This is a genomic window from Phyllobacterium trifolii (genome assembly GCF_014192095.1).
Taxonomy (GTDB): domain Bacteria; phylum Pseudomonadota; class Alphaproteobacteria; order Rhizobiales; family Rhizobiaceae; genus Phyllobacterium; species Phyllobacterium trifolii.
Map to the genome: position 1 here is coordinate 105,718 of NZ_JACHXN010000001.1, position 24,235 is coordinate 129,952.

23 protein-coding genes are annotated in these 24,235 nt (G+C 56.4%); 8 read left to right on the top strand and 15 right to left on the bottom strand.

Annotation, left to right across the window (positions count from 1 at the left end):
• Window positions 1-17: 17 nt before the first annotated feature.
• Complete coding sequence (locus FHS21_RS00520; protein ID WP_183660751.1) at window positions 18-1,430, bottom strand: ATP-binding protein; 1,413 nt, start codon at window positions 1,428-1,430, stop codon at window positions 18-20.
• Entirely contained in the window at window positions 1,427-2,143 is a 717-nt protein-coding gene (locus FHS21_RS00525; protein WP_112526971.1) for a response regulator, read from the bottom strand. Before FHS21_RS00525 ends, FHS21_RS00520 begins: the two co-directional genes overlap by 4 nt.
• Window positions 2,144-2,449: 306 nt before the next feature.
• Here FHS21_RS00525 and FHS21_RS00530 point away from each other — a divergent pair, with 306 nt between their 5' ends.
• The 3 genes from FHS21_RS00530 to FHS21_RS00540 all read left to right on the top strand — a co-directional run bounded on the left by FHS21_RS00530 (window position 2,450) and on the right by FHS21_RS00540 (window position 3,557).
• On the top strand, window positions 2,450-2,731 hold the full coding sequence (locus FHS21_RS00530; RefSeq protein WP_246410708.1) for an FKBP-type peptidyl-prolyl cis-trans isomerase N-terminal domain-containing protein: 282 nt from the start codon (window positions 2,450-2,452) through the stop codon (window positions 2,729-2,731).
• Window positions 2,732-2,773: 42 nt separating this feature from the next.
• A complete protein-coding gene (locus FHS21_RS00535; protein WP_112526967.1) occupies window positions 2,774-3,004 on the top strand; it encodes a hypothetical protein in 231 nt (76 codons plus the stop codon).
• 298 nt (window positions 3,005-3,302) lie between these two features.
• On the top strand, window positions 3,303-3,557 hold the full coding sequence (locus tag FHS21_RS00540) for a GlsB/YeaQ/YmgE family stress response membrane protein (protein ID WP_183660753.1): 255 nt from the start codon (window positions 3,303-3,305) through the stop codon (window positions 3,555-3,557).
• Between the two features lie 72 nt (window positions 3,558-3,629).
• Here the strand turns inward: FHS21_RS00540 and FHS21_RS00545 are convergent, their stop codons facing one another.
• Both FHS21_RS00545 and FHS21_RS00550 read right to left on the bottom strand, forming a co-directional pair.
• Window positions 3,630-6,716, bottom strand: a complete 3,087-nt coding sequence (locus FHS21_RS00545; RefSeq protein WP_183660754.1) for an efflux RND transporter permease subunit — start codon at window positions 6,714-6,716, stop codon at window positions 3,630-3,632.
• A complete protein-coding gene (locus tag FHS21_RS00550; protein WP_112527232.1) occupies window positions 6,713-7,915 on the bottom strand; it encodes an efflux RND transporter periplasmic adaptor subunit in 1,203 nt (400 codons plus the stop codon). The genes FHS21_RS00545 and FHS21_RS00550 overlap by 4 nt, the downstream gene beginning before the upstream one ends.
• Window positions 7,916-8,244: 329 nt before the next feature.
• Between FHS21_RS00550 and FHS21_RS00555 the strand changes: the two genes are divergently transcribed.
• Window positions 8,245-8,823: a TetR/AcrR family transcriptional regulator gene (locus FHS21_RS00555; RefSeq protein ID WP_112527231.1), complete on the top strand. Its 579-nt coding sequence runs from the start codon at window positions 8,245-8,247 to the stop codon at window positions 8,821-8,823.
• Here FHS21_RS00555 and tgt read toward each other — a convergent pair whose 3' ends face one another.
• Genes tgt through coaD form a run of 5 tightly spaced genes read right to left on the bottom strand, consistent with a single transcriptional unit; the run spans window position 8,824 to window position 12,678 of the window.
• Window positions 8,824-9,957, bottom strand: a complete 1,134-nt coding sequence (gene tgt, locus FHS21_RS00560; RefSeq protein ID WP_112527229.1) for a tRNA guanosine(34) transglycosylase Tgt — start codon at window positions 9,955-9,957, stop codon at window positions 8,824-8,826.
• Window positions 9,954-11,033 (bottom strand): tRNA preQ1(34) S-adenosylmethionine ribosyltransferase-isomerase QueA, encoded by a 1,080-nt coding sequence (gene queA / locus FHS21_RS00565; protein WP_183660755.1) that lies wholly within the window; start codon window positions 11,031-11,033, stop codon window positions 9,954-9,956. Before queA ends, tgt begins: the two co-directional genes overlap by 4 nt.
• 12 nt (window positions 11,034-11,045) lie before the next feature.
• Window positions 11,046-11,555 (bottom strand): peptidylprolyl isomerase, encoded by a 510-nt coding sequence (locus FHS21_RS00570; protein ID WP_112526958.1) that lies wholly within the window; start codon window positions 11,553-11,555, stop codon window positions 11,046-11,048.
• A 35-nt stretch (window positions 11,556-11,590) separates the two neighbouring features.
• The gene (locus FHS21_RS00575; RefSeq protein WP_112526956.1) at window positions 11,591-12,169 is read right to left on the bottom strand and encodes a peptidylprolyl isomerase; all 579 of its coding nucleotides are present in this window, start codon (window positions 12,167-12,169) and stop codon (window positions 11,591-11,593) included.
• A gap of 14 nt (window positions 12,170-12,183) precedes the next feature.
• Window positions 12,184-12,678, bottom strand: a complete 495-nt coding sequence (coaD, locus tag FHS21_RS00580) for a pantetheine-phosphate adenylyltransferase (RefSeq protein WP_112526954.1) — start codon at window positions 12,676-12,678, stop codon at window positions 12,184-12,186.
• 186 nt (window positions 12,679-12,864) lie between these two features.
• Here coaD and FHS21_RS00585 point away from each other — a divergent pair, with 186 nt between their 5' ends.
• Complete coding sequence (locus FHS21_RS00585) at window positions 12,865-13,005, top strand: hypothetical protein (protein ID WP_162701844.1); 141 nt, start codon at window positions 12,865-12,867, stop codon at window positions 13,003-13,005.
• 16 nt (window positions 13,006-13,021) lie between these two features.
• Here the strand turns inward: FHS21_RS00585 and gyrA are convergent, their stop codons facing one another.
• Window positions 13,022-15,739 carry a DNA gyrase subunit A gene (gyrA, locus tag FHS21_RS00590; protein ID WP_210283302.1) on the bottom strand — a complete coding sequence of 906 codons (2,718 nt, stop codon included), beginning with the start codon at window positions 15,737-15,739 and terminating at the stop codon, window positions 13,022-13,024.
• Between the two features lie 340 nt (window positions 15,740-16,079).
• On the opposite strand from gyrA, the gene FHS21_RS00595 reads away from it, so the two are divergent.
• Window positions 16,080-16,709: a MarC family protein gene (locus FHS21_RS00595; RefSeq protein ID WP_183660757.1), complete on the top strand. Its 630-nt coding sequence runs from the start codon at window positions 16,080-16,082 to the stop codon at window positions 16,707-16,709.
• Between the two features lie 9 nt (window positions 16,710-16,718).
• Here the strand turns inward: FHS21_RS00595 and FHS21_RS00600 are convergent, their stop codons facing one another.
• The 3 genes from FHS21_RS00600 to FHS21_RS00610 form a co-directional block, all read right to left on the bottom strand.
• A complete protein-coding gene (locus FHS21_RS00600) occupies window positions 16,719-17,171 on the bottom strand; it encodes a UCP034077 family protein (protein ID WP_183660758.1) in 453 nt (150 codons plus the stop codon).
• Window positions 17,146-18,447 carry an NAD(P)/FAD-dependent oxidoreductase gene (locus tag FHS21_RS00605; protein WP_183660759.1) on the bottom strand — a complete coding sequence of 434 codons (1,302 nt, stop codon included), beginning with the start codon at window positions 18,445-18,447 and terminating at the stop codon, window positions 17,146-17,148. The genes FHS21_RS00600 and FHS21_RS00605 overlap by 26 nt, the downstream gene beginning before the upstream one ends.
• A 74-nt stretch (window positions 18,448-18,521) precedes the next feature.
• On the bottom strand, window positions 18,522-19,415 hold the full coding sequence (locus tag FHS21_RS00610; RefSeq protein ID WP_183660761.1) for an AraC family transcriptional regulator: 894 nt from the start codon (window positions 19,413-19,415) through the stop codon (window positions 18,522-18,524).
• Window positions 19,416-19,452: 37 nt separating this feature from the next.
• On the opposite strand from FHS21_RS00610, the gene FHS21_RS00615 reads away from it, so the two are divergent.
• A complete protein-coding gene (locus tag FHS21_RS00615; RefSeq protein WP_112526942.1) occupies window positions 19,453-19,860 on the top strand; it encodes a DUF2000 family protein in 408 nt (135 codons plus the stop codon).
• A 7-nt stretch (window positions 19,861-19,867) separates the two neighbouring features.
• On the opposite strand, the gene FHS21_RS00620 is transcribed toward FHS21_RS00615, so the two are convergent.
• Both FHS21_RS00620 and FHS21_RS00625 read right to left on the bottom strand, forming a co-directional pair.
• Window positions 19,868-20,302 carry a YqaA family protein gene (locus tag FHS21_RS00620; RefSeq protein ID WP_183660923.1) on the bottom strand — a complete coding sequence of 145 codons (435 nt, stop codon included), beginning with the start codon at window positions 20,300-20,302 and terminating at the stop codon, window positions 19,868-19,870.
• Window positions 20,303-20,348: 46 nt separating this feature from the next.
• Complete coding sequence (locus tag FHS21_RS00625; protein ID WP_183660763.1) at window positions 20,349-20,861, bottom strand: single-stranded DNA-binding protein; 513 nt, start codon at window positions 20,859-20,861, stop codon at window positions 20,349-20,351.
• Window positions 20,862-21,309: 448 nt separating this feature from the next.
• Between FHS21_RS00625 and uvrA the strand changes: the two genes are divergently transcribed.
• Entirely contained in the window at window positions 21,310-24,231 is a 2,922-nt protein-coding gene (gene uvrA, locus FHS21_RS00630) for an excinuclease ABC subunit UvrA (RefSeq protein WP_183660765.1), read from the top strand.
• Window positions 24,232-24,235: the final 4 nt, after the last annotated feature.

Here is a 24,235-nt window from a genome sequence, read left to right on the forward strand (position 1 = left end):
CCTTTCGGCGTACCGCATCAAACCGCACGCGGAATCCGCAATTCGGCTCTTAGGCCGCCGTCTGCGTCATTTGCGAGCGTGATATCCCCACCGCTGCGTCGCGCGATATTGCGCGCGATGGTCAAGCCCAGACCAAATCCACCAGTCTGCCGGTTCCGGGAGCCTTCGACCCGCCGGAACGGCTGGAACACCTCGTCGAGCTTGGCCTGCGGAATGCCCGGCCCTTCGTCGCGGATCGTCAGCAAAATGTCAGCACCACTTTGCGCGAGGCTGATATGGGCCTTCTCGCCATAGGTCACCGCATTGTTAACGAGGTTTGTTACACAGCGCCGCAGCGCGATCGGACGGCCCATGCAGATCAGCCCGCGCGACGCAAGGCTGGTTTTGTCGAATGAGGCCTGCGGAAAACCATCGGCAACCGAGTCGACCAACGACCAGAAGTCGATCTTCTCCTGTTCTTCATCGACGATTTCATAGGTAGCAAAATCGATAACGGATCGGGATATGGCTTCGATATCGTTCAGATCGTGTGTGAGTGATTGGCGCAAAGGCGATTTCCGCAACAGTTCGAGGCGCAGGCGAATGCGGGTCAACGGCGTGCGCAGGTCGTGCGCCAGCGCGGCAGCAAGCTGCTCACGGTCGGCGACATATTCCCTTAATTGCGCCTGCATGGTGTTCACCGCTCGCGCTGCCGATTTATACTCGCTGCTGCCAAATTCGGGGAGTGGCGGCGACTTTACATCGTCGCCGATGCGCTTGACCGCTCGCTCCAATGCTCGATACGGCGCCGTCAACCGGCGCATCGCCCAGATCGACATTGCAATGACCACCGCGGCAACAGAACCAAATAGGGGCAGCGTCTGCGCAGTGAAGATCGGGGGCTCCGGCGCGATCGGCGTGACGAAGTTCAGCCATTGGCCATCCTTGAACTTGATCGAGGCCGCGAGCCCGTCACTCTGGCTGAAATCCTCCGCGATGTCAGAAAGCTGGCGCTCTACAATGCCGACATCGGGATCAGGTGCGCTGGGGCTTGTTGCGGGACTGCTGGGTGGCCGGTTTGAAACGCGCCGAATCCGGGCATCGGTCACTCCGAACGCGGACAATCGCGCAACTAGCACATCTTCGAGCTCGGCAAGGCTATCGTCCGAAGCGATGGCCGATGTCACAGCCGGCTCGTCGGACATGGAGAGAGGGTTGGCAGTGTTCGACAAAGCGCTCGCAAGAATTGATCGCTCGGATGGCGGTGCGGCGTAGAGCACCTTGACGAGCGTATATGCGCGTTCACTCAAGCGAAACAGTTCGAGCACATTGTTGTTTTCGGCACGATCACGAGAGACGATCGATAATGTTGCAACCTGCGTTGTGAGCAGGCTGGTAATCAGGATGAGCAGAATCCAGCTTGGCAGCGACTGGGGCAGAAACCGTTTCATTCCGCGCTGACTTCGGGAACGAATTGATAGCCGCCGCCGCGGATCGTCAGGATCAATTTCGGCGAACGGGAATCATCTTCCATCTTGCGGCGCAGACGGCTGATCAAAATATCGATGCTGCGGTCATAACCATAGGCGGCGTTGTTGCCCACCAATTCCAGCAGCTGGTCGCGGCTCAACATGCGCTGGGCGCTTTTGACCAGTGTTTCCAGAAGATTGAACTCTGCCGTCGTCAGTTCCACGCGCACTGCATCTGGAGACACAAGCCGCCGCCGCGAGCAGTCCATTGTCCAGCCGGCGAATTTGTAGACCGTAGGTTCGAGGCGCCGGTCAGGACCGGACGTATCGAGACGGCGCAGCACCGCCCTGACCCGCGCCAGTAGCTCCCTCGGATCGAACGGCTTGGAGACGTAGTCGTCCGCACCCATTTCGAGCCCGACCACCCGGTCAGTGGTTTCTGTGACGGCGGTCAGCATGATGATCGGGATACGGGAGTGCATCCGGATATCCCTGCAAATTTCCATACCGCTTTTTCCAGGAAGCATCACATCGAGAATGAGAAGATCTATAGGTGTGCGGGAAAGCACTTCCTGCATTTCCTCGCTGTCTCGTGCAACCGAAACATGCATTCCCCGCTTCTTCAAAAATTCATGCAGGAGATCGCGAATGGCTTCGTCGTCATCGACAATCAGAATATGCGCTTCAGATTTCATACTCAATTCCTGATGACGATCGTTTTGCGCCTAGCCATGAGGCGCGGTTCAACCCGTTGTTTTTACGCACGATCCATTGTGGAAGCCACGTAATTCTTTGGACTGGAGAGCAAAACCAGCAACATCCAATGACTGGCGAAGCGGGCAAAATTCTGTCGTTTCGCGTCTTGTTACAAAGCAGAAACAAAACACCACAAAGCAGAAAAACTCAGGCAACACTCAAGTCCGATAAAAGCCCGTCAACTCGTGGTTGACTGGTCGAAACAGGATTTCTTCGTAACTCAAATGGCTCTTATGCGGAACATATTGACCATTTCGACAATCGTCCTGACCGGTGCGATCGTATTCATCGCACCAATCGAGCAGTCAATGGCAGCAGAGACACTCACCCGCACAGAGTTGTGCGGCAAACTCCAGCAACAAGTTCAACACGCAATGACGGAACACGCCGAGGCAAAACGGGCAGCCAAGGCGAAAGCACTTCAAAAAACGGGAACGAGGTTCTGCGCAAGCAACAAGCAGGCGCAGGGGATCAGATCGTATGCCCAGGCTTTGAAGCTGCTTGGTGTGCAGCCGGTTGACGATTGACCGACTGTATCACACAGGCCCGCATCGAAAGGAAACTGACCAATGAAAAAGTCCCTCTATACAGCTCTCGGTCTCGCCGTTGCCCTCGCTGTTTCGGCTCCGGTTATCGCTTCCAGTGCCAACGCCGCCCCTGCTGCAACAACGGCAACTACCCCGGATACGACGACAACCGTGAAAAAGGCTCACAAGCCTGTTAAGAAGGTGCACAAGATGTCCGCCAAGAAGAAGGCCGTAAAGCCTGCTGAGTCAACTGCTCCTGCTCCTGCACAATAATTTCTGCAAGCAAGAGATCAGATTGTAGCAGACACTGTGCCGGTCGTGGGAAGCCATAGCCGGCATAGTTCTTTGATAATGCCAAAGTCTAAATTTCGTTTGCAAACTTTCGTTATTCAAATCCTCCATCCCATCGTAAAATCAACTTGGTGATTCTCTTGGCCAATGCATGGATCAAGAATCCGGGGCCGGTGGAGCATCTTACTGCGCCGTGCGTTCAAATCGGACGCACTACATTGAATGGAACATAGTCCTTTCGGGATTGTGCTCCGGCAAACCGGTTTATGGAGAATTGGCTATGGGCGGAGAAAGTCTTCTTATTTTTCTTTTGGTGGGGTTGATAGCGGGATGGCTCGCCAGCCAGCTCGTTCGCGGAGGCGGCTTTGGCCTCGTGGGTGACCTGATAGTAGGCGTTATCGGTGCCTTCATTGCAGGATATCTTTTTCCGAGGCTCGGCATCTCGCTCGGCAGCGGCATCATAGGCGCAATCATCGCCGCAACGGTCGGAGCGGTCATTCTTCTCTTTATCCTTCGCGCCGTTAAACGGGCCTGACTTCAGTCGATACAAAAAAGCCTCCGAACTGACAGTTCGGAGGCTTTTTGTTTGGCTTAAAGGTCCCCTTCGCTAGGTGTGGCTAACCTGCGGAGCAGCGCCTCTCCCAACGGGAATAGCAGTTGCTTCAGCCTTCACATCCTTCTTGGAAATGAAGGTGTAGAACATCGGCACCACGAAGAGTGTGAAGACTGTCCCGACAAGAATGCCGGAGAAAATCACCAGACCGATCGAATAGCGCGCTGCGGCACCGGCACCAGTAGCTGTGATGAGCGGTATAACGCCGAGAGCCATGGCCGCAGTCGTCATCAGAATCGGACGAAGCCGGGTCTTTGCCGCAAGGATGATTGCATCATGCCGCGATATACCGTGCAGTTCACGCTGCTGATTGGCAAATTCCACCATCAGAATACCATGTTTGGTAATCAGGCCCACGAGTGTGATCAGACCGACCTGCGTATAGATGTTGAGTGTACCCAGCCCCAGGTTGAGCGGCACGATCGCACCGAAGATCGAAAGCGGGACCGACATCATGATGATAAACGGATCGCGGAAGCTTTCGAACTGCGCCGCCAGCACCAGATAGATCACCACCACGGCAAGCAGGAAGGCAATGAGGATCGTGCTTCCCTGCTCGATTTCCAGGCGCGACTGGCCGGAATAATCCATGAAGAACCCATCCGGCATCAAAGGCTTAGCCGTATTGATAACGGTCTGCAGACCTTGACCGGTCGTAACACCCGGCAGCGGCAGAGCTGAAATCGTCGCCGAATTCAGCTGGTTGAACTGCTCGATGGCGGCTGGCGAAGCGTTCTCCGTGACCTTGATGACCGCTGACAACGGAACCATCTCGCCAGATGCACTCTTGACGAAATACTGGCCCAGATTTTCAGGATTGGACCTGTAGTCCTGCGGCACCTGAGGAATGATGTCGTAGCTGTTGGAATCCCGATCGAATTTCGAGATCTTGCCGCCGCCGACCAACAGCCCAAGTGTCTGACCGATATCGCTTACGGGCACGCCCAACGCCGAGGCCCGATCGCGATCGATCGTGACCGTGACTTGCGGCGCGTTGAACGAGAGCGAGTTTTGCACGATGATGAACTGCCCCGAGGCTTGTGCCTTGTTCTTGATCTCTTCGGCGACTTCGAACACCTTGTCGGCCGGGCCGGTCGACTGAATAATGATAGAAATTGGCAGGCCGCCACCAGTACCCGGCAAGTCCGGGGGCGCGAAGATAAAGGCTTCGACGCCGGCAAGCGGACTGATCATGCCTTGCAATTCTGCCTTGAGCTGTGCTTGCGACTTGGTGCGTTCGGACCAATCCTTGAACACCCAAATGGCGAAGGCGGAATTCGTCGTGCCGAAGCCCAGGATATTGAAGCGGGTTTTCAACTCCGGCAAATCCTTGGTCAAGGCATCGATCTGATCTGCGTAGAGCTTGGTGTATTGCGACGTCGCATATTGCGGACCATTGACGATGGCAAACAGCGCACCGGAATCTTCTTCAGGAGCAAGTTCGGAATTGGTCTTGGTAAGAAGGAAGCCGGTCAACGCCACAAGCGCGACAACAATGAACAAGGTGACGAACCGAAAGTTGAGCGAGCCCGCAACACGCCGTTCATAAGCGCCTTCAAGCCAGCCGAAACTCCGGTCAACAATCCGCTGGAACCGGCTGTGCCCGCCTGCCCGCAGCAAGAGCGCGCACATCATCGGTGATACGGTCAATGCGGCCACACCGGAGATGATCACGGCGCCGGCAAGCGTGAACGCGAATTCACGAAACAACGAGCCGGTGAGACCGCCGGTAAATCCGAGCGGCGCGAACACAGCCGCAAGCGTGATGGTCATCGCGACAATGGGGCCGGTGATTTCCTTCATGCCTTTCAATGCGGCATCAAGCGGTCTCAGCCCCTCCTCGATATGACGATGGATATTCTCCAGGACCACAATCGCGTCGTCGACCACGAGACCGATGGCCAGAACCATCGCCAGAAGCGATAGCAGGTTGATCGAATAACCAAGCATAAACAGGAAGAAGCACACGCCGATCAGCGATATCGGGATGGTTACGACCGGAATGATGACCGAACGGAACGATCCAAGGAAGAGTAGAATCACGGCAACAACGATCAACACCGCCTCGCCGATGGTCTTGAACACTTCCTCGATCGACGAGCTGATCTGCTCCGTCGAGTCGTAAACCATGTAAAGCTGCATGCCTTCGGGCAGAGTCGCTTGAATCGAAGGCAATTCCTTGCGAACTGCAGCTGTCATGTCGATGGGGTTGGCGGCAGGTGTCGGGAATATCCCCAGGAACGTACCACTGGCTCCGTTAAAGCTGACGATCGTATCTTTGTTGACGGCGCCGAGCTCAACCCGTGCCACATCACGCAGACGGATGATGTTGTCGCCGTCGGATTTGATCGGCATCGCGCCGAAAGCCTCAGGCGTCTGCAACGTTGTCTTCAACGTAATAGGTGAAGCCGTGTAAAGATTCTCGATCTTGCCCGGCGCAGACAGGAAATTCGACTGGTTGATCGCCGTCAATACTTCCGATGCAGTGGTCTTGCGGGCAGCCAGCTTGATCGGATCGATCCACACGCGCATCGAGAACACCTGACCACCCAAAATCTGAGCGTCGGCGACACCTTGAATGGTCGACATGCGAGGCTGGATAACGCGTTCCAGATATTCGGTGATCTGCTCACTCGTCATATTCGGGTTTTGCACGGCCAGATACATCGTTGCGAAGTCCTGACCGGTACCCTTGGTGATGACAGGATCATCGGCTTCTTCCGGCAGATCCCCGCGCACCTGGTTGACCTTGGAGATTACCTCGGTCAACGCCGCGTCAGGATTTGCGCCAAGCTTCATCTGAACCGTCACCGTGCTCGATGACGGAGCGGATGACGACGTCACGTAGTCGATGTTTTCCGTCGTGGTCACAGCTTTAGCGATCGGAGCAGAAATGAATCCCTGCATCAGGTCGGCGCTGGCACCGGCATAGGCGGTTTTGATGGTGATAACCGTCTCTTCGACCTTGGGGTACTGGCGCACAGAGAGGTTCACCAGTCCCTGCGCACCGAGCAGGATGATCATCAAAGCGACAACCGTCGACAGGACAGGACGGCGAATGAATATTTCCGAGAAATTCATTTTGTTGGCAGTCCTGACTCTGTTTTGCTTGCGGGGTTCACATCATTGGCGATCTTGACCACTGCGCCGGGGCTCAAGCGATTTTGGCCCGCCGTTACGATAACGTCGCCCTCTTTGAGACCTTTGGTTATTTCGACAACAAGACCGGACCGGCGCCCCGGCCTGACGAAAACCTGCGTGACGATGAGCTTCTCATCTTTCTTGTCAGTCGCAGCTGGCTGTGTTGACGCTGTCACGTCAGCTGGCTTTGCCTCATCCGCAGGTTTGGCTGGATCCGCTGGCTTGGTTTCGTCCGGAGCGGGACGAACGACGAAGACATAGTCGCCATAGAGGCTCGAAACGAGCGCCGTCTGCGGCAGCGTGAAGACATTTTCTTCCTTCGGCAGTGTCACCCGGACTTGGGAAAACTGACCCGGGCGCAATTCTCCCTCGGAATTGTCGACCTGCGCTCGAACCGAAACAAGTCTTGTCGCCGGATCGATTCTGGGTTCGATGGCCGTGATCTTGCCGTCATAGTTGATGTCATTATCCGTCAGACCAAGTTTGATCGGCTGGCCGATCTTGATCTGGCTCAAGACCTGCTCATTGACTGTAAAGTCCACGCGCATCGTCGTTAGATCCTGCAAGGAAACGACCACTGTGCCTATTGGCAGATATTGCCCGAGCTCAATGCGCGGGATGCCGACCGTGCCCTTGAAAGGCGCCTTCAACAGCTTCTGATCCATAACGGCTTGCAATTTGGCAATCTCGGCCTTCTTGGCCAGCGATGCCGATTGCGCCTCGTCGACGGCAGAAACGGCACCAACACCTCGGGTATTGAGCGTGCGGGCACGCGCCAAAGTCTGATCCATCAATACATCTTGCGCCCGAGCGGCAACAATGTCGGCTTTCTCGATCGCGTCGTCGAGTTGCAGGAGCGGCGCGTCCTTCTCGACCGTCTGGTTAGCCTTGAACGGGATATCCTTGACGATACCGGCAACTTCGACCGAGAGCTCGACACCCTGGATCGCGCTTACCGTACCGATCGCTTCGATTTCCGGCATCCATTCACCCGGCTTGACCGTATAGGTCGAGACCGGCGCGGCTGGCTGCTGCATGGTCGCAAAGAACTGCTTGATCATGGAATCTCTGAAGAAATTGAACCAGACCAAGCCACCAGCGACTGCTACGACAAGAATTAGAATGATCGCAGGCATCATGTAGCGCTTGATCTTGGTGAACAGCGCCCAGATCAATCCAACGAAGACTAGGATTCCGACTGCCGTGGGTAGTATGTAACCCTTGAACTCCGGAGCCTTTGTCCACACTAATCCACTGATCACCGCGACCAGGATTAGAACGATTAGGGGTGCAATGTAGCGCTTAATCATGGAAAGGCGGCTCCAACAAAACAATGGCCAGCAAAAAGTCTGCCAGCCTGTCATATGAATGTGAATCGTGTGGACTTGATGACCACGCGCAATGTACTGTACCGTCCGGACGGTAATGTCAATACGGGCGATAAATGCCCTACATCGAAAGCGTTGGAATGGCGAGTGATACCCTCTCTACAAAAGACAAGATCCTGCAAGCAGCAGCCGAAATCGCCAAGGAAGTCGGGCCTGTGCACCTTTCACTCGATGCCGTGGCCCGGCGGGCGGGTCTTTCAAAGGGAGGATTGCTCTATACGTTTCCGACCAAGGCCAAATTGCTCGAAGCACTCGTTGAACAACACGTTTCGGAGTTTGACGAATCACTGCGCAAGGAAGAGGCGGCCCGAAAACACGGTCCCAACAGCGTCGTTCTAGCGTGCATCGCCGTCTATAGGGCAGAGTTTCTTTGCAACGAACCGGAGCCTTCCGGTATTCTTGCGGCCATCGCCAACGATCCGGGATTTCTTGAGCCAATCCGGCGATACAACAAGCAGCTTCTGCAGCGTATGCGCGAGAACGCAGAAGATCCTACGCTTGCAATGATGGTGTTTTTGACGATCGAGGGGCTACGCAGCCTAAAATTGTTCGAAATGGGTCTGCTCAGTAAGGACGAACAGATCGCCGCAATCGACCGGTTAAAGAACCTGTTCGAACCGGCTGATGCTCAAACGGCAGACGTGCCCGTTACCGCCTGATCACGCAAATAGGGGTATATCGCCCCGCGCCCACGCGACTTGAGTTTCTTCCGTGAAGCGATTGAAATTGCTTGATTCTATAGCGTCACGTATACCCTGCATCAGTTGCTGGTAATAGGAAAGATTGTTCCACGTCAGCAGCATGGCGCCAAGCGCTTCCCCTGATTTGACCAGATGATGCAAATAGGCGCGGCTGTAGTCGCGCGCCGCCGGACAGGGCGACTCCTCGTCCAAAGGACGCGGATCATCCGCGTGTCGCGCATTGCGCAGGTTGACCTTGCCGCGCCGGGTAAAGGCGAGACCGTGGCGCCCTGCCCGCGTTGGCATCACACAGTCGAACATGTCGATGCCACGAGCCACCGATTTCAGGATATCGTCCGGTGTGCCAACACCCATGAGATAGCGCGGCTTGTCGTCCGGAAGTTCCGGACAGGTGACGTCGAGCATTTCCAGCATGACGTCTTGCGGCTCTCCAACCGCCAATCCGCCCACGGCATAGCCTTTCAGATCCATGCTCTTCAGCGCCTGCGCAGAGCGAATACGCAGATCGGCGACATCACCGCCCTGAACGATGCCGAACATGGCTTTGCCGGGCTGGTTGCCAAAGGCAGTCTTGCAGCGTTCTGCCCAGCGCAGCGACAGTTCCATAGCTCGCTGGATGTCTTTCGGTGTCGATGGTAAGGCCACGCATTCGTCGAGCTGCATCTGGATATCCGAATCCAGCAGCCCTTGAATCTCGATCGAGCGCTCTGGCGTCATCTCATACGCACGACCATCGATATGCGAGCGAAACGTCACGCCGCTTTCAGTCAGCTTGCGCAATTGCGCCAGCGACATGACCTGAAACCCGCCAGAATCCGTCAGTATTGGCGGCTGCCAGCGCGCAAACTCATGCAATCCACCAAGTTTCGCCACACGCTCGGCGCCCGGCCTCAGCATCAGATGATAGGTATTACCTAGGATGATATCGGCACCAAGGTCACGCACCTGGTCCATATACATGGCTTTGACAGTTCCACCGGTGCCAACCGGCATGAAAGCCGGAGTGCGCACAGTCCCGCGCGGCATGGTAATTTCGCCGCGGCGCGCCTTGCCATCCGTGGCAATCAGTTTGAATTCGAAATTTTCGCTCATGATGCGGATCGCCATAACAGGCTTGCATCGCCATAGGAATAGAAACGGTAGTTATTCTTGACGGCATATTGATAGGCTGAATGCATCCGCTCGAACCCGCTGAAGGCCGAAACCAGCATGAACAGCGTGGAACGTGGCAGATGAAAATTCGTCATCAGCATGTCGACTGCACGAAACTTATAACCTGGGGTAATGAAAATATCCGTCGGACCCGACCATGGCCCGATAACGCCATCTTCGCCCGTTGCACTTTCAAGCAGACGCAGCGATGTGGTTCCGACGGAAACGATCCTCCCGCCTCGTGCTCTAACCGCGTTGAGGGCATCTGCCGTGCGCTGATCGACCGTCCCGATTTCCGCATGCATCTTGTGATCGGCTGTATCGTCGGCCTTGACGGGGAGAAACGTCCCCGCCCCCACATGCAGCGTAACGAAATGCTCTTCGATCCCGCGCTTCTTCAGATCGTCCAGCAGTTCGGGTGTGAAATGCAGTCCTGCAGTCGGTGCAGCAACGGCACCTTCTTCCCGGGCGTAAACGGTCTGGTAGTCTTCGCGATCACGCACATCATCGGCACGTTTCGAAGCAATATAGGGTGGCAGCGGAATATGCCCAACCGCGGCAATTGCCTGGTCGAGATCGGCACCACCGAAATCGAAAACCAGTAGTGCTTCGCCCGCATCGCCTTTCTCAGTGACAGTCGCCTGCAAAGACCCAAGCAGACAGGCATTGTTACCGTGGCCGAAGTCGATCCGCTCCCCCTCCTTGATGCGCTTTGCCGGGCGCAGGAAGGCCTTCCAGCGATCTGGTCCGGTCCGCATATGGAGCGTCGCGCCAATCTGTGCTTTCACACCTTCGCGCTCGCGAAAGCCTTCAAGTTGTGCCGGTATCACCTTGGTATCATTGAATACCAGTGCGTCGCCAGCCTTCAGAAAATCACCAAGATTGTGAACTTGACTGTCCTGGAATTCAGAACCGTCCGCCCGCACAAGCAAAAGCCGCGCTGAATCGCGCGGCTCTGCAGGTCTCAACGCGATGCTCTCCTCGGGCAGATCGAAATCGAAAAGATCAACGCGCATAATGCATCAATATTATTCGGTGTCTGCAGCAACGCGCATGGAAACGATGGAATCCGGATCCTGCACCGGCTCGCCGCGCTTGATCTTGTCGACGTTGTCCATACCCTCGATGACCTGGCCCCACACCGTGTACTGACGGTTGAGAAATGCCGCATCGTCAAAGCAGATGAAGAACTGCGAATTGGCAGAATTCGGGCTTTGCGAACGCGCCATCGAACAAGCGCCGCGGCCATGGTTGGCATTGGAGAATTCAGCCTTGAGATCCGGCTTGTCCGAGCCACCCATGCCGGCACGGCCCGGGTTGAAGGAACTTCCGCCCTGCTTGCCGAATTTGACGTCGCCGGTTTGCGCCATAAAGCCATCGATTACGCGATGAAAGACGACGCCATCATAGGCGCCTTCCCGTGCGAGTTCCTTGATACGCTCGACATGTCCGGGCGCGAGGTCCGGATACAGTTCGATAACGACATCGCCCTTTGTGGTTTCGAGAAGGATGGTGTTTTCTGGATCTTTGTAAGCCATATCCGGCAATCTCCTGATTTTATTGAATTGCGTGATTACTTGCCCGCGCCAACGGTGACCTTGAGCATCTTGTCGGGGTTGTCGACAGCGCCATTATCTGCCTCCGAGCCCTTCTTGATCTTGTCGACGATATCCATGCCGCTCGTGACCTTGCCAACGACTGTATATTGGCCATCCAGCGAGGGGTACTCTTTGAACATGATGAAAAATTGCGAATTTGCAGAATTTGGACTTTGAGCCCGTGCCATGCCAACTGTTCCGCGCACGAAAGGTTCCTTCGAGAACTCAGCGGGCAGATCGGGCCGTGTCGAACCGCCGGTGCCTGCAGCCTGCGGATTGAAGCCTTTTTCCGTATTGCCGTACTGGACGTCGCCTGTCTGTGCCATGAAGCCTGGGATGACCCGGTGGAACACGACATTATTATAGGCGCCTTCCTTGGCGAGCGCCTTGATCTGCTCGACATGTTTCGGCGCCAGATCGGGGAGCAGCTCGACCTTGACGTCGCCGTCCTTGAGCTTGATCGTCATCGTGTTGGCGTCGTCTGCACGCGCCAGACTTGCAAATGACAGGGATGAGACGGCAGCAACGAGAAGCGCTGTGCGAAATACGGACATGGAAAACTCCGGGGTCAGGATTTGAATTTTGTCTTGAGTGCGTCGGCTACAAGAGCGGGAACGAAATGGCGAACGTCGCCGCCCATGGCTGCAATCTGGCGAACCAATGTGGCAGTAATGGTGCGAACCGCCGGATCGGCCGGCAGGAATACCGTTTGTAGCTCGGGCGCCATCTTGCCGTTCATTCCGGCCATCTGCATCTCATAGTCGAGATCGGTACCATCGCGCAAACCGCGAACCATCAGGGACGCCCCGTATTTGCGTGCAGCGTCGATCAGCAAACCATCGAATGCAATAACGTCGATCCGCTCGCCATCCCTGCCGAAAACATCCGTCGCAACGCGCTTGATCAGATCGACGCGTTCTTCGAACGAAAACAGCGGCGCTTTACCCGGGTGAACACCGATCGCCACGAAAACCTTGTCCGCAAGCCGAAGCGAGCCCTGCAGGACATCCATATGGCCGTTGGTAATGGGATCGAATGATCCTGCATAGATCGCGATTGTCATGCCGCTTCGTAGCCTTTTTGTCTGGCGCTTTCAATGGTCGGCAATCGATCAGATGAACGGGAGATGAACGTGGCAATCAGCAAGCATTCAGGCACTCTCAACTATGTGTGAAAAAATCAGATGAAACCATTTCGAAGTTAGCACGTTGCTAACCATGAAAGACAGCAAGATCGAAGGGACAAATTCATGTTTATTCTTCTAAGCATTGCTATGATGGTTGCCATGATGGTTTCAGCATTGATCATGATTATCGAAGAGAACAAAAAACGGGAAGCCCCAATTAAGACTTCCCGTTTTGGTGTCTATCATCCCCGTCGCGATCACTGATCGCAAACAAACAGCTCTAGATTTCTTCAGAGCCGTCTGTTGTGTCCGGTGATACGACTTCACCTTCAAGTACGGTTTCAGCCTCGATTTCATCGGTTTCGGTTTCCGAAATCCGCTCTACCGAAACAACCTTCTCGCCATCGGCTGTATTGAATATCGTGACGCCCTTTGTGGAGCGCCCGGCAATACGGATGCCGTTGACCGGCACACGGATCAGCTGCCCCCCATCGGAGACAAGCAGGATCTGATCCGACGCGTCTACAGGGAACAAGGATACGAGCTTGCCAATTTCATCCGTCTTCGACGTATCGGTCGCGCGAATACCCTTGCCACCCCGCCCAGAAACGCGGAACTCATAGGACGATGAGCGTTTGCCGTATCCGTATTCGCTAACTGTAAGCACAGTCTGCTCGCGATCACGCAGTTCGGAATAGCGTTCCGGCGACAGGTCCGCAACGTCCGTTGCTTCCTCACCAACGAGTGCCACCTCTTCCGCGTCGTCCGCACCCTGTGCGCGTCGATCCGCTGCTGCCTGCTTCAGATAGGCCGAGCGTTCGGCAGGACTTGCCTCGACGTGCCCGAGGATAGCCATCGATATGATTTTATCGCCTGGAGCCAGCGAAATACCGCGAACGCCGATTGAGTTGCGACCGACGAAGACACGCACATCGGTTACCGGGAAGCGGATGCACTGACCACCGGCGGCAGTCAGCAACACATCATCGAATTCGTCACACGTATCGACGCTGAGGATTTCGTCGCCCTCGTCCTCCAGCTTCATCGCGATCTTGCCATTGCGATTGACCTGTACGAAGTCCGACAACTTGTTGCGGCGCACCGTCCCACGTGTCGTGGCAAACATCACGTCGAGATTAGCCCAGCTTGCCTCATCCTCCGGCAGCGGCATGATTGTGGTAATGCGTTCGCCCTGTTCGAGCGGCAGCATGTTGATCAAGGCCTTGCCGCGCGATTGCGGTGTGCCGATCGGCAGGCGCCAGACCTTTTCCTTGTAGACGATACCGCGCGAAGAGAAGAACAGCATCGGCGTATGCGTGTTGGCGACGAAGAGCCGTGTGACGAAATCCTCGTCCTTCATCGACACGCCCGAGCGGCCCTTGCCGCCGCGGCGCTGTGCGCGATAGGTCGCCAGCGGAACGCGCTTGATATAACCGGCATGGCTGACGGTCACGACCATGTCTTCACGGGCGATGAGATCTTCATCGTCCATGTCGGCGCCGCCATCGGTCAATACCGAGCGGCGCGGTGTGCCGAATTCATCGCGAATGGCGATCAATTCATCCTTGACGATGCCCATGATTCGCAGGCGCGATGCCAGGATCTCAAGGTAGTCGGCAATTTCGACACCGATCTTATTGAGCTCATCTGCGATTTCGTCGCGTCCGAGTGCTGTAAGGCGCTGCAGGCGCAGATCGAGAATGGCACGCGCCTGCTCTTCCGACAAATTGTAGGTGTTGTCGTCGTTGAGCTTGTGGCGCGGATCGGCGATCAACTGGATCAACGGCGCGACATCACTCGCAGGCCACCGGCGTTCCATCAACTGATCGCGGGCCGTCTGCGGATCCGGTGCCCGGCGGATCAACGCGATGATCTCATCGATATTGGCAACGGCAATCGCAAGACCAACCAGTACATGAGCGCGGTCACGCGCCTTGCGCAGCAGGAATTTGGTGCGGCGGCTGACGACTTCCTCGCGAAAGCTGACGAAAGCCCGCAGAATGTCGAGAAGGTTGAGTAGCCCCGGCTTGCCGCCGTTGAGCGCAACCATGTTCGCGCCAAAAGACGACTGCAGTGGCGTGAAACGATAAAGCTGGTTGATGATCACGTCAGTGACGGCATCACGCTTCAGTTCGACCACAACGCGATAGCCGTCGCGATCGGATTCATCGCGAATGTCGGAAATGCCTTCGATGCGCTTGTCGCGCACCAGATCGGCCATCTTCTCGATCATCGTCGCCTTGTTTACCTGATAAGGCACCTCGGTGATGATGATGGCCTCACGATCACCCCGCATGCTTTCGACAGCGACCTTGCCGCGCATCAGGATCGAGCCGCGGCCTGTACTGTAAGCCGAGTAAATACCGGAACGGCCAAGGATCAGGCCACCGGTCGGAAAATCCGGACCTGGAATATGTTCCATCATTTCCGGCAGTTCGATGGCCGGATTGTCGATCAGCGCTATGCAACCGTTAATGACCTCGGCCAGATTGTGCGGCGGAACGTTCGTCGCCATGCCGACGGCAATGCCACCAGAACCATTGACGAGAAGATTGGGGAAGCGCGCCGGTAGAACAGTCGGCTCTTGCTCGCGGCCGTCATAATTGTCCTGGAAATCGACAGTTTCCTTGTCGATATCGGAGAGCAGCGACTCCGTCACCTTCTCCAGACGGCACTCTGTGTACCGCATCGCCGCGGGGGAATCGCCATCGATCGAACCGAAATTGCCCTGCCCGTCAACCAACGGATCACGCAATGACCAGTCCTGCGCCATACGGACGAGCGCATCATAAATCGAAGCGTCGCCATGCGGATGGTATTTACCCATCACTTCACCGACGACACCTGCCGACTTGCGATAGGACCGGTTCCACGACAGGCCCATCTCGTTCATCGCATGCAGTATACGTCGATGCACAGGCTTCAGGCCGTCGCGCACATCGGGAAGCGCACGGCTAACGATCACGCTCATCGCGTAGTCGAGATAGGAGCGCTGCATTTCCTCGATGATGGAAATCGGCTCGATCCCGAAGGACGGTCCAGGTTTATCGTCTTCGGAGCCAGGAGGTGGAGTTAAATCAGACACGAGGCACTCATCTTTCGGATAGAATCAATCTTTGATCTTATAGAGGCTTTTCAAGCCAAAAGCCAATAAACGGCACGTTAATACACAGCTGAAAACCCTTTAAAATCAATGGGATAAAATGGCATTTCTCATGCGGTGAAAAACTTCTGGTCTGAATCGCACGTTTCTCGACGTTGGATAGCGAATCCGGTAGGTTGAATCCGGGACAACAGTTGGGTTGGTGCAGCTTTAACCAGAAAAGAAAAGCAAAATCGTGGCGTACTCAGACACCATCCTCAATGCCTTTGTGACGCTCATGGTAACGATTGATCCGCCCGGTCTCGCACCATTGTTTCTGGCCCTGACGACGGGCATGAACCGGGCGGAACGCAGTCAGGTTGCCCTCCGGTCCAGCCTCACGGCATTTATCGTTCTCACCGTTTTTGCAATTGCCGGTGCACAGATACTTGCCCTCTTCGGCATTACGCTCGGCGCCTTCCGCATTGCGGGTGGTCTGCTTCTCTTCTGGATAGCCTTCGAGATGATCTTTGAGCGGCGTAACGAGCGCAAGGAGAGAAGTGCGGAGGTTGCGATTACAAAGGATCACATCCGTAACATTGCCGCCTTTCCTTTGGCGATACCGTTGATTGCCGGTCCAGGCGCGATTTCCGCTACTATTCTTCTTGCCGGAACGCTTTCGAGTGCCACATCGCGACTGGCGTTGATCGGCATAATCCTGATCTGCATAGCCTCGTGCTACATTGTGTTTTTTCTTGCCGAGCGTATCGACCGTTTTCTTGGTGAAACGGGCCGTTCGATATTGACCAGACTACTCGGCGTAATTCTCGCCGCCCTCGCAGTCCAGTTCGTAGCGGACGGCATCCGGACCCTCGTCAACAGCTGATACCAGGCTCTAATAACCCGGGCTTATGCGGACATCGACGCCGTCGCTAAATACGACCGTCAAGGGCGTGCCTGCGATGACGTCCCCCAGTTCGGGTGCAATCGCCAAAGGGACTGCCTTGTTGACGGTTTCCAGCGCCGAAGACACGAACGCCTCCTGGATGACGCGGTCGCCGCCCGGCGTTCTGAAAGTGACGCGCGGCATTGCGATGACCGTACCATCCCGCCGCAATGCAAAGCGCAACGTCACGCCCATATCTTCGGAGCCAGTTGGCCGGACCCAACAGGCAAGAAGTGCCGAACCGATTTCTCTTGTTGAATAGATCGGTTCGCTTTTGCCGCAAGTTTGTTCGGATGCCAATGCCGGCGTCAGACCGGGCACTGCGAGAGCCATTGCCGCCGAAAGGAACCACCGCAGGGACCGCATGACAACCAATTCAGCGCGCCTCTGCTTCGGGTCCATCCGCCGCATCCCTTTGCGTGATCAATCGTGCGCTGCGAACACCGCTGACAGAAATCCACAGCCAGCTCAATGCCACGGCCAACCGGTTGCGTACGCCGATGAGAAAATAGATGTGTGCCAAGCCCCAGAGCCACCAGGCAAGATAGCCCTTCAGTTTGATCCAGCCGAAGTCTGTGACCGCCGCGCGCTTGCCGATCGTCGCAAGATCGCCGGCATGGCGATAAACAAACGGCCGCGACGTCTGATCACCGGCTAGCCTTGCCTTGATGATTTCAGCGATGTGCTTACCCTGCTGTTTCGCTGCCGGCGCAATCCCCGGCACGGTGCCCTTGTCGCCGTTCGGAACCGTTGCAGTATCGCCGATCACAAATATTTCCGGATGGTCCGGCGCGGTCAAGTCGGGATTGACGACAACGCGCCCTGCTCGATCGGATGGCGCGCTCAGCCATTTAGCTGCGGGAGACGCCTGCACGCCGGCCGCCCAGATGATGGTCCTGGCACGCAGCGACTGGCCGCCGAATTCAACGCCGTCGGCATGACATTCTGTGACCGGATGGCCGAGATGAACAGTTACGCCCAGCTTTTCCAGTGCTCGCTTCGCATAGGCCGACATATCTTCGCTGAACGCAGGCAGCACGCGGGGGCCACCCTCGATCAGCACCACTTGCGCCTCTGCGGGGTCTATCACTCTGAAGTCGCCCTTCAACGTATCACGCGCGAGATCGGCTATTGTTCCGGCAATCTCGACCCCGGTGGGCCCACCGCCAATGATCACCAGGGTCAGATATTCCATGCACTTGGCAGGATCCGGTTCGCGCTCGGCCTTTTCAAACGCCGTAAGAATGCGTCGGCGGATCATCGTGGCGTCTTCGAGTGTCTTCAGACCGGGTGCATACGGCTCCCAATCATCATGACCGAAATAGGCGTGGCGTGCGCCGGTCGCCAGCACCAGCGTGTCATAGGGAATTGTCTCGCCGTCCGCGGTGGAAACAGTCCGGGCAGCTGTATCGACACTTTCAACGGTGCCGAGCAAGGTTTTGACGTTCTTGTATTTTCGCACGAGGTGCCTGATCGGCCAGGCAATTTCGGAGGTCGCCAATGTCGATGTTGCGACCTGATACAGAAGTGGTTGGAACAGATGATGGTTACGCTGATCGATAATTGTGATGTCGATATCGACGTTCCGGAGATTATAGACAGCCTCCAGGCCGCCGAAACCTCCGCCGACGACGACAAGGCGGTGTTTGGTGTGGGATGGCGTCTGGATTTCAGTCATGATGAGGCTCCGATGCGCAGACCGAGACCTGTCTAACAGACCGATTGCCATGCGACAATTGCATGAAATACCGATCAGGGATGAGTTATCGAGAGGTCTCTTGGAGGTTCGACGCCAATCAGTGCGGCCCAACGTCCGGGCGTCATGCCGAAGGCTTTCTTGAATTGCCGGTTGAGATGGCTTTGGTCGGTGAATCCCGTTTCCACCGCGATCCCGGCAAGCGGTTCACCTGTCTTGATCATCTCCCGGGCCCGTTGCAGGCGCCGCATCAACAAAAAGCGATGGGGGCTCGTTGCATAGAGTGTACGGAAGTGCCGGGACAAAGCGTAGCGATCAAGGCCGCTTACCGCTTCAAGCTCATCCGATCGTACAAGGCGCAAGGCGTGCTCTTCGAGATAATCGCGTGCCAATTGCGTTTGCCGGATCGCCGGCGCGCCCAGCGGCCTTGCATGCTGTCTTGCATGCCGCGCCAAGCCGAGGGTCAGCTGTGAAACGACATCATCGACCAGTAGTTCGTCCAGCTCCTCGTCGAGATTGCCGAGAGCTGCAGCCAAGGCACCATGTAGCGCCGGATCAGCAATGACAGGATCGTTGACGAATGGCAGCGCACCTTGGCGGTCGCCCAGCGATTGCAGCGCAAGCGCCGGTTCCAGATAGAGCATGCGATAGCGCAGGCCATCATCGGTGCCGGCCGCGCCATCATGCATCTCGTCGGGATGGATTACGATGATATTGCCGGGCATGCTATGGCGCCGTTCTCCGCGATACCAGAACGTCTGCACGCCGTGCAGCGTAACGCCGATCGCATAGGTGTCGTGCCGGTGCAAATCATAGGCATTACCGGCGAACCGCGCTTCGATACGCTCAAGGCCCGGATTGGACGGCGCAGATGTAATTGCGTCCTGCGCGGGAAGTTTGCACAAACGTCCAAGACCACGCGCGGCCTCTGCGCCTAAAACGTCTTGCATAAGCTCACTCTTCCATGACTGACGGAGAATTATATCGATGTTCGATACCAAAATTGCAATCGTATTGCGAAACGACATGGCGCCATGGCAGGCATTGAATGTGACAGCGTTTCTGACAAGCGGCATTGTTGCGCAATCGCCCGACGTGATCGGTGAGCCTTATCGTGACAGGGCCGGGAACACTTACAATCCGCTTTCCATCCAGCCTGTGATTGTGCTGGCGGCAGATCAGGCAACGATTTCAAATATTCACCGGCGTTCGCTCGAACGCGACATCAAAACCTGTCTCTATATCGAGGAGATGTTCTCGACTGGCCACGACGCGGCCAACCGTGCTGTCTTTGCACAATTCGCGCCGGATGACGCAAAGGTCGTCGGCATCGCCATGCGAGCCGACAAGAAACTGGTCGACAAGATTACCAAAGGCGCCAGAATGCATCCATGAAAGCAGTTCAAAAGCCCGTTGTGATTGCAAAAACCACGAGGTAGCGGGCAATCTTGGCAATCGCCACAAGTACAACGAAACTGAGCAAGGGTTCCCGCAGAGCGCCCGCAACCACTGTCAGCGGATCGCCAATGATCGGGGCCCAGCTCAAGAGCAGCGTCCACCTGCCATAACGATGATACCAGGAGGCGGCGCGATCGAGCTGCGCGTGGCTGGCGGGAAACCATTTGCGGCCGCGAAACCTGTCAATTCCGCGGCCAAGCAGCCAGTTGACCACCGAGCCAAGGACGTTACCGATACTGGCCACCGCTATCAGCGCTGCCGGCGAATATGAGTTGCTAAGGAGAAGTCCGGCGAGTGCCGCCTCCGACTGCATCGGAAGGACAGTCGCCGCAGCGAAGGCTATTGCGAATAGCCCAGCATAAACGCCCAGATCACTGATCATGACTGGGCGCTGTATCGTTCATTTGGGTCTTATTGGATCTGGATCAGAACGGGATTTCGTCGTCGAGATCGCGCGAGAAATTGCCGCCTGCACTCGACGAACTGCTCGACGATGCACTGGAACGGCCGAAATCCGAACCCTCATTGTCCGATACCTGGCCGCGGCCCGAATTGTCGAACGAACGTCCACCGCCGGCATTTTCACCGCGTGAATCGAGCATCTGCAATTCACCACGGAACTTCTGCAGCACGACTTCTGTCGAATAGCGGTCGTTACCAGTCTGATCCTGCCACTTGCGAGTCTGCAGAGCACCTTCAAGATAGACCTTCATGCCCTTCTTCAGGTACTGCTCGGCAACCTTGGCGAGATTGTCATTGAAGATAACCACGCTGTGCCATTCGGTCTTTTCCTTGCGCTCGCCGCTGTTCTTGTCGCGCCAGCTTTCCGACGTCGCGATGCGAAGGTTGACGACCGGATCGCCAGAACCGAGCCGCCGGACTTCCGGGTCAGCGCCAAGATTTCCTACCAAAATGACCTTGTTGACACTGCCTGCCATGATCTGAACTCCATAAATTCCGCTTTTAAAATTTTCGCCATCATACAGAAGCCGCATTCAAGACGGGGCAACTGATTACCGCTATCCACAATATACAGTCCCGGGTCACGCTCGCATCGACAGCCACCAAAACCCTCCTGCCAGATTTGTCAGGAGACTTGTCGCGCTTCCAACGCAGCCACGAACCGCAACGCACCTGGTTTTTTACAGCCAACGCTTGAACAAGACTGCTTTCACACCCTGTCAGCACTATGTCAGGAGAGCATCCACAGTTTGTTCTTTTTTTGTTCTATCACTTGCTCTAACAATGTCAACATGGCTATGGTGATTCTAACAGGGTTAGGGTCAGGACCTCGTAAAGCGGAGAAGACTTTCTAAATATAGGAAAGCCGCTCGCTGAGGGCCATAACTCCTTCCAAATAGCGCGCCCTCTCAAAGGCAAACACATATGAGCGATCAGAAGTACATTTCCATTCGCGGTGCCCGCGAACATAATTTGAAGAACATCGATCTTGATCTGCCGCGCGACAAGCTGATTGTCATGACCGGCCTTTCAGGGTCGGGCAAGTCGTCGCTCGCGTTCGATACGATCTATGCCGAAGGGCAGAGGCGTTATGTCGAGAGCCTGTCCGCCTATGCGCGGCAATTTCTTGAGATGATGCAGAAGCCTGACGTCGACCAGATCGACGGCCTGTCGCCGGCGATTTCCATCGAGCAGAAGACAACCAGCCGCAACCCACGATCGACGGTAGGCACTGTCACCGAGATTTATGATTATCTGCGCCTGCTCTATGCGCGTGTTGGCATTCCTTATTCTCCCGCCACCGGTCTGCCAATCGAAAGCCAGACGGTCAGCCAGATGGTCGATCGTGTGCTGGCACTCGAAGAAGGTACGCGTCTTTTCATTCTCGCGCCGATTGTCCGTGGCCGGAAAGGTGAATACCGCAAGGAACTCGCCGATCTGCAGAAGCGCGGCTTCCAGCGCGTCAAGGTTGACGGCATTTTCTACGAGATCGCCGATGTTCCGGCGCTGGACAAGAAATACAAGCACGACATCGACGTGGTGGTGGACCGTATCGTCGTGCGGCCCGATATGTCCGCTCGTCTTGCCGACAGTCTCGAGACGTGCCTGAAACTCGCCGATGGCATTGCTGTTGCGGAATTCGCCGACAAGCCGCTTCCGGCCGACGAAACGGCCAGTGAATCCGCCAACAAATCCAAGAACGATACGCATGAGCGGCTGATGTTTTCGGAAAAGTTTGCCTGTCCGGTTTCGGGGTTCACCATTTCCGAGATCGAGCCGCGGCTGTTCTCGTTCAACAATCCCTTCGGCGCTTGCCCGACCTGCGATGGCCTGGGGACACAAAAGGCCATCGATCCCACGATGATCGTGCCGGACGAAAGCCTGACATTGAAAAACGGCGCCATCGCTCCGTGGTCCAAGTCGAGTTCGCCCTATTACAATCAGACGCTGGACGCGCTCGGTACCGCCTATGGCTTCAAGCTTGCTGATCGTTGGCGCGACCTGAGCGAGGAAGCCCAAAAAGCCATTCTTTACGGTACGGGGAGCCGCGAGGTTCAATTCGCCTATGATGACGGTCTGCGTTCCTACCGCACCACCAAACCATTCGAAGGGGTCATTCCCAATCTGGAGCGCCGCTGGAAGGAGACGGACTCCGCTTGGTCGCGCGAGGAGATAGAGCGGTTCATGTCGGGCACACCCTGCCCCGCTTGCAATGGCTATCGGCTCAAGCCCGAGGCTCTCGCGGTCAAGATCGGCGGTCTGCATATCGGTCAGGTCACCGAGAAATCCATTCGCCATGCGGATGCGTGGTTCCGCGACGTCGACAAGACATTCAATGAAAAGCAGACGGAGATCGCCGCACGTATTCTCAAGGAGATCCGCGAGCGCCTGCGCTTCCTCAATGATGTCGGGCTCGACTATCTGGCATTGTCGCGCAATTCCGGCACGCTGTCCGGCGGTGAAAGCCAGCGCATCCGATTGGCTTCGCAGATCGGCTCCGGCTTGACTGGCGTGCTTTATGTGCTTGATGAACCGTCCATCGGCCTGCATCAGCGTGATAACGAGCAGCTCCTCAAGACACTCCGCCACCTGCGCGATCTCGGTAACACCGTCATCGTCGTCGAGCACGACGAGGATGCGATCCTCACTGCCGATTATGTGGTCGATATCGGCCCGGCTGCGGGTATCCATGGCGGCGAGATCATTGCGCAAGGCACGCCTGCCGATATCATGGCCAGCCCGAAATCCCTGACCGGCAAGTATCTGTCCGGCGAGATCGAAGTTGCGGTGCCTTCCGAGCGGCGCAAGATCAACAAGAAGCGCATCAAGATCGTCGGCGCGCGCGGCAACAATCTGAAGAACGTCTCGGCTGAAATTCCGCTCGGCACGTTTACGGCGGTTACCGGCGTGTCCGGCGGCGGCAAATCGACATTCCTGATCGAGACGCTGTTCAAGGCCGCCTCGCGCCGCATCATGGGTTCGCGCGAACACCCGGCCGATCATGACCGCATCGACGGGCTGGAATTTCTCGACAAGGTCATCGATATCGACCAGTCGCCGATCGGCCGCACGCCGCGCTCCAATCCCGCGACCTATACGGGTGCGTTTACCCCGATCCGCGACTGGTTTGCCGGTCTTCCGGAAGCAAAAGCGCGTGGCTATCAGCCGGGCCGTTTCTCGTTCAACGTCAAGGGCGGACGCTGCGAGGCGTGCCAGGGCGACGGCGTGATCAAGATCGAGATGCACTTCCTGCCGGACGTCTACGTTACCTGCGATGTGTGTCATGGCAAGCGCTATAATCGCGAGACGCTGGAGGTCCTGTTCAAGGGCAAGTCGATCGCCGACGTCCTCGATATGACCGTCGAGGAAGGTGCGGAATTCTTTGCCGCCGTCCCGGCCGTACGCGACAAGCTGCAGACGCTGGCCAAGGTCGGCCTCGGCTATATCCACGTCGGCCAGCAAGCAAATACCTTGTCCGGTGGCGAGGCCCAGCGCATCAAGCTCGCCAAGGAATTGTCGCGCAAAGCGACCGGCCGTACGCTCTATATTCTCGATGAACCCACCACCGGCCTGCATTTCCACGATGTGGCGAAGCTGCTTGAAGTGCTGCACGAACTCGTCGACCAGGGCAACACAGTCGTCGTGATCGAGCACAATCTCGAAGTCATCAAGACAGCGGACTGGGTCATCGACCTTGGACCACACGGCGGCGATGGCGGCGGTGAGATCGTGGCAGTCGGCCGGCCCGAGGATATTGTCGAGGCCGAACGCTCCTATACCGGCCAGTTCCTCAGGGAGCTTTTGCGACGGCGTCCTGGGCACAAAGCGCAAGCCGCGGCAGAATAATCAA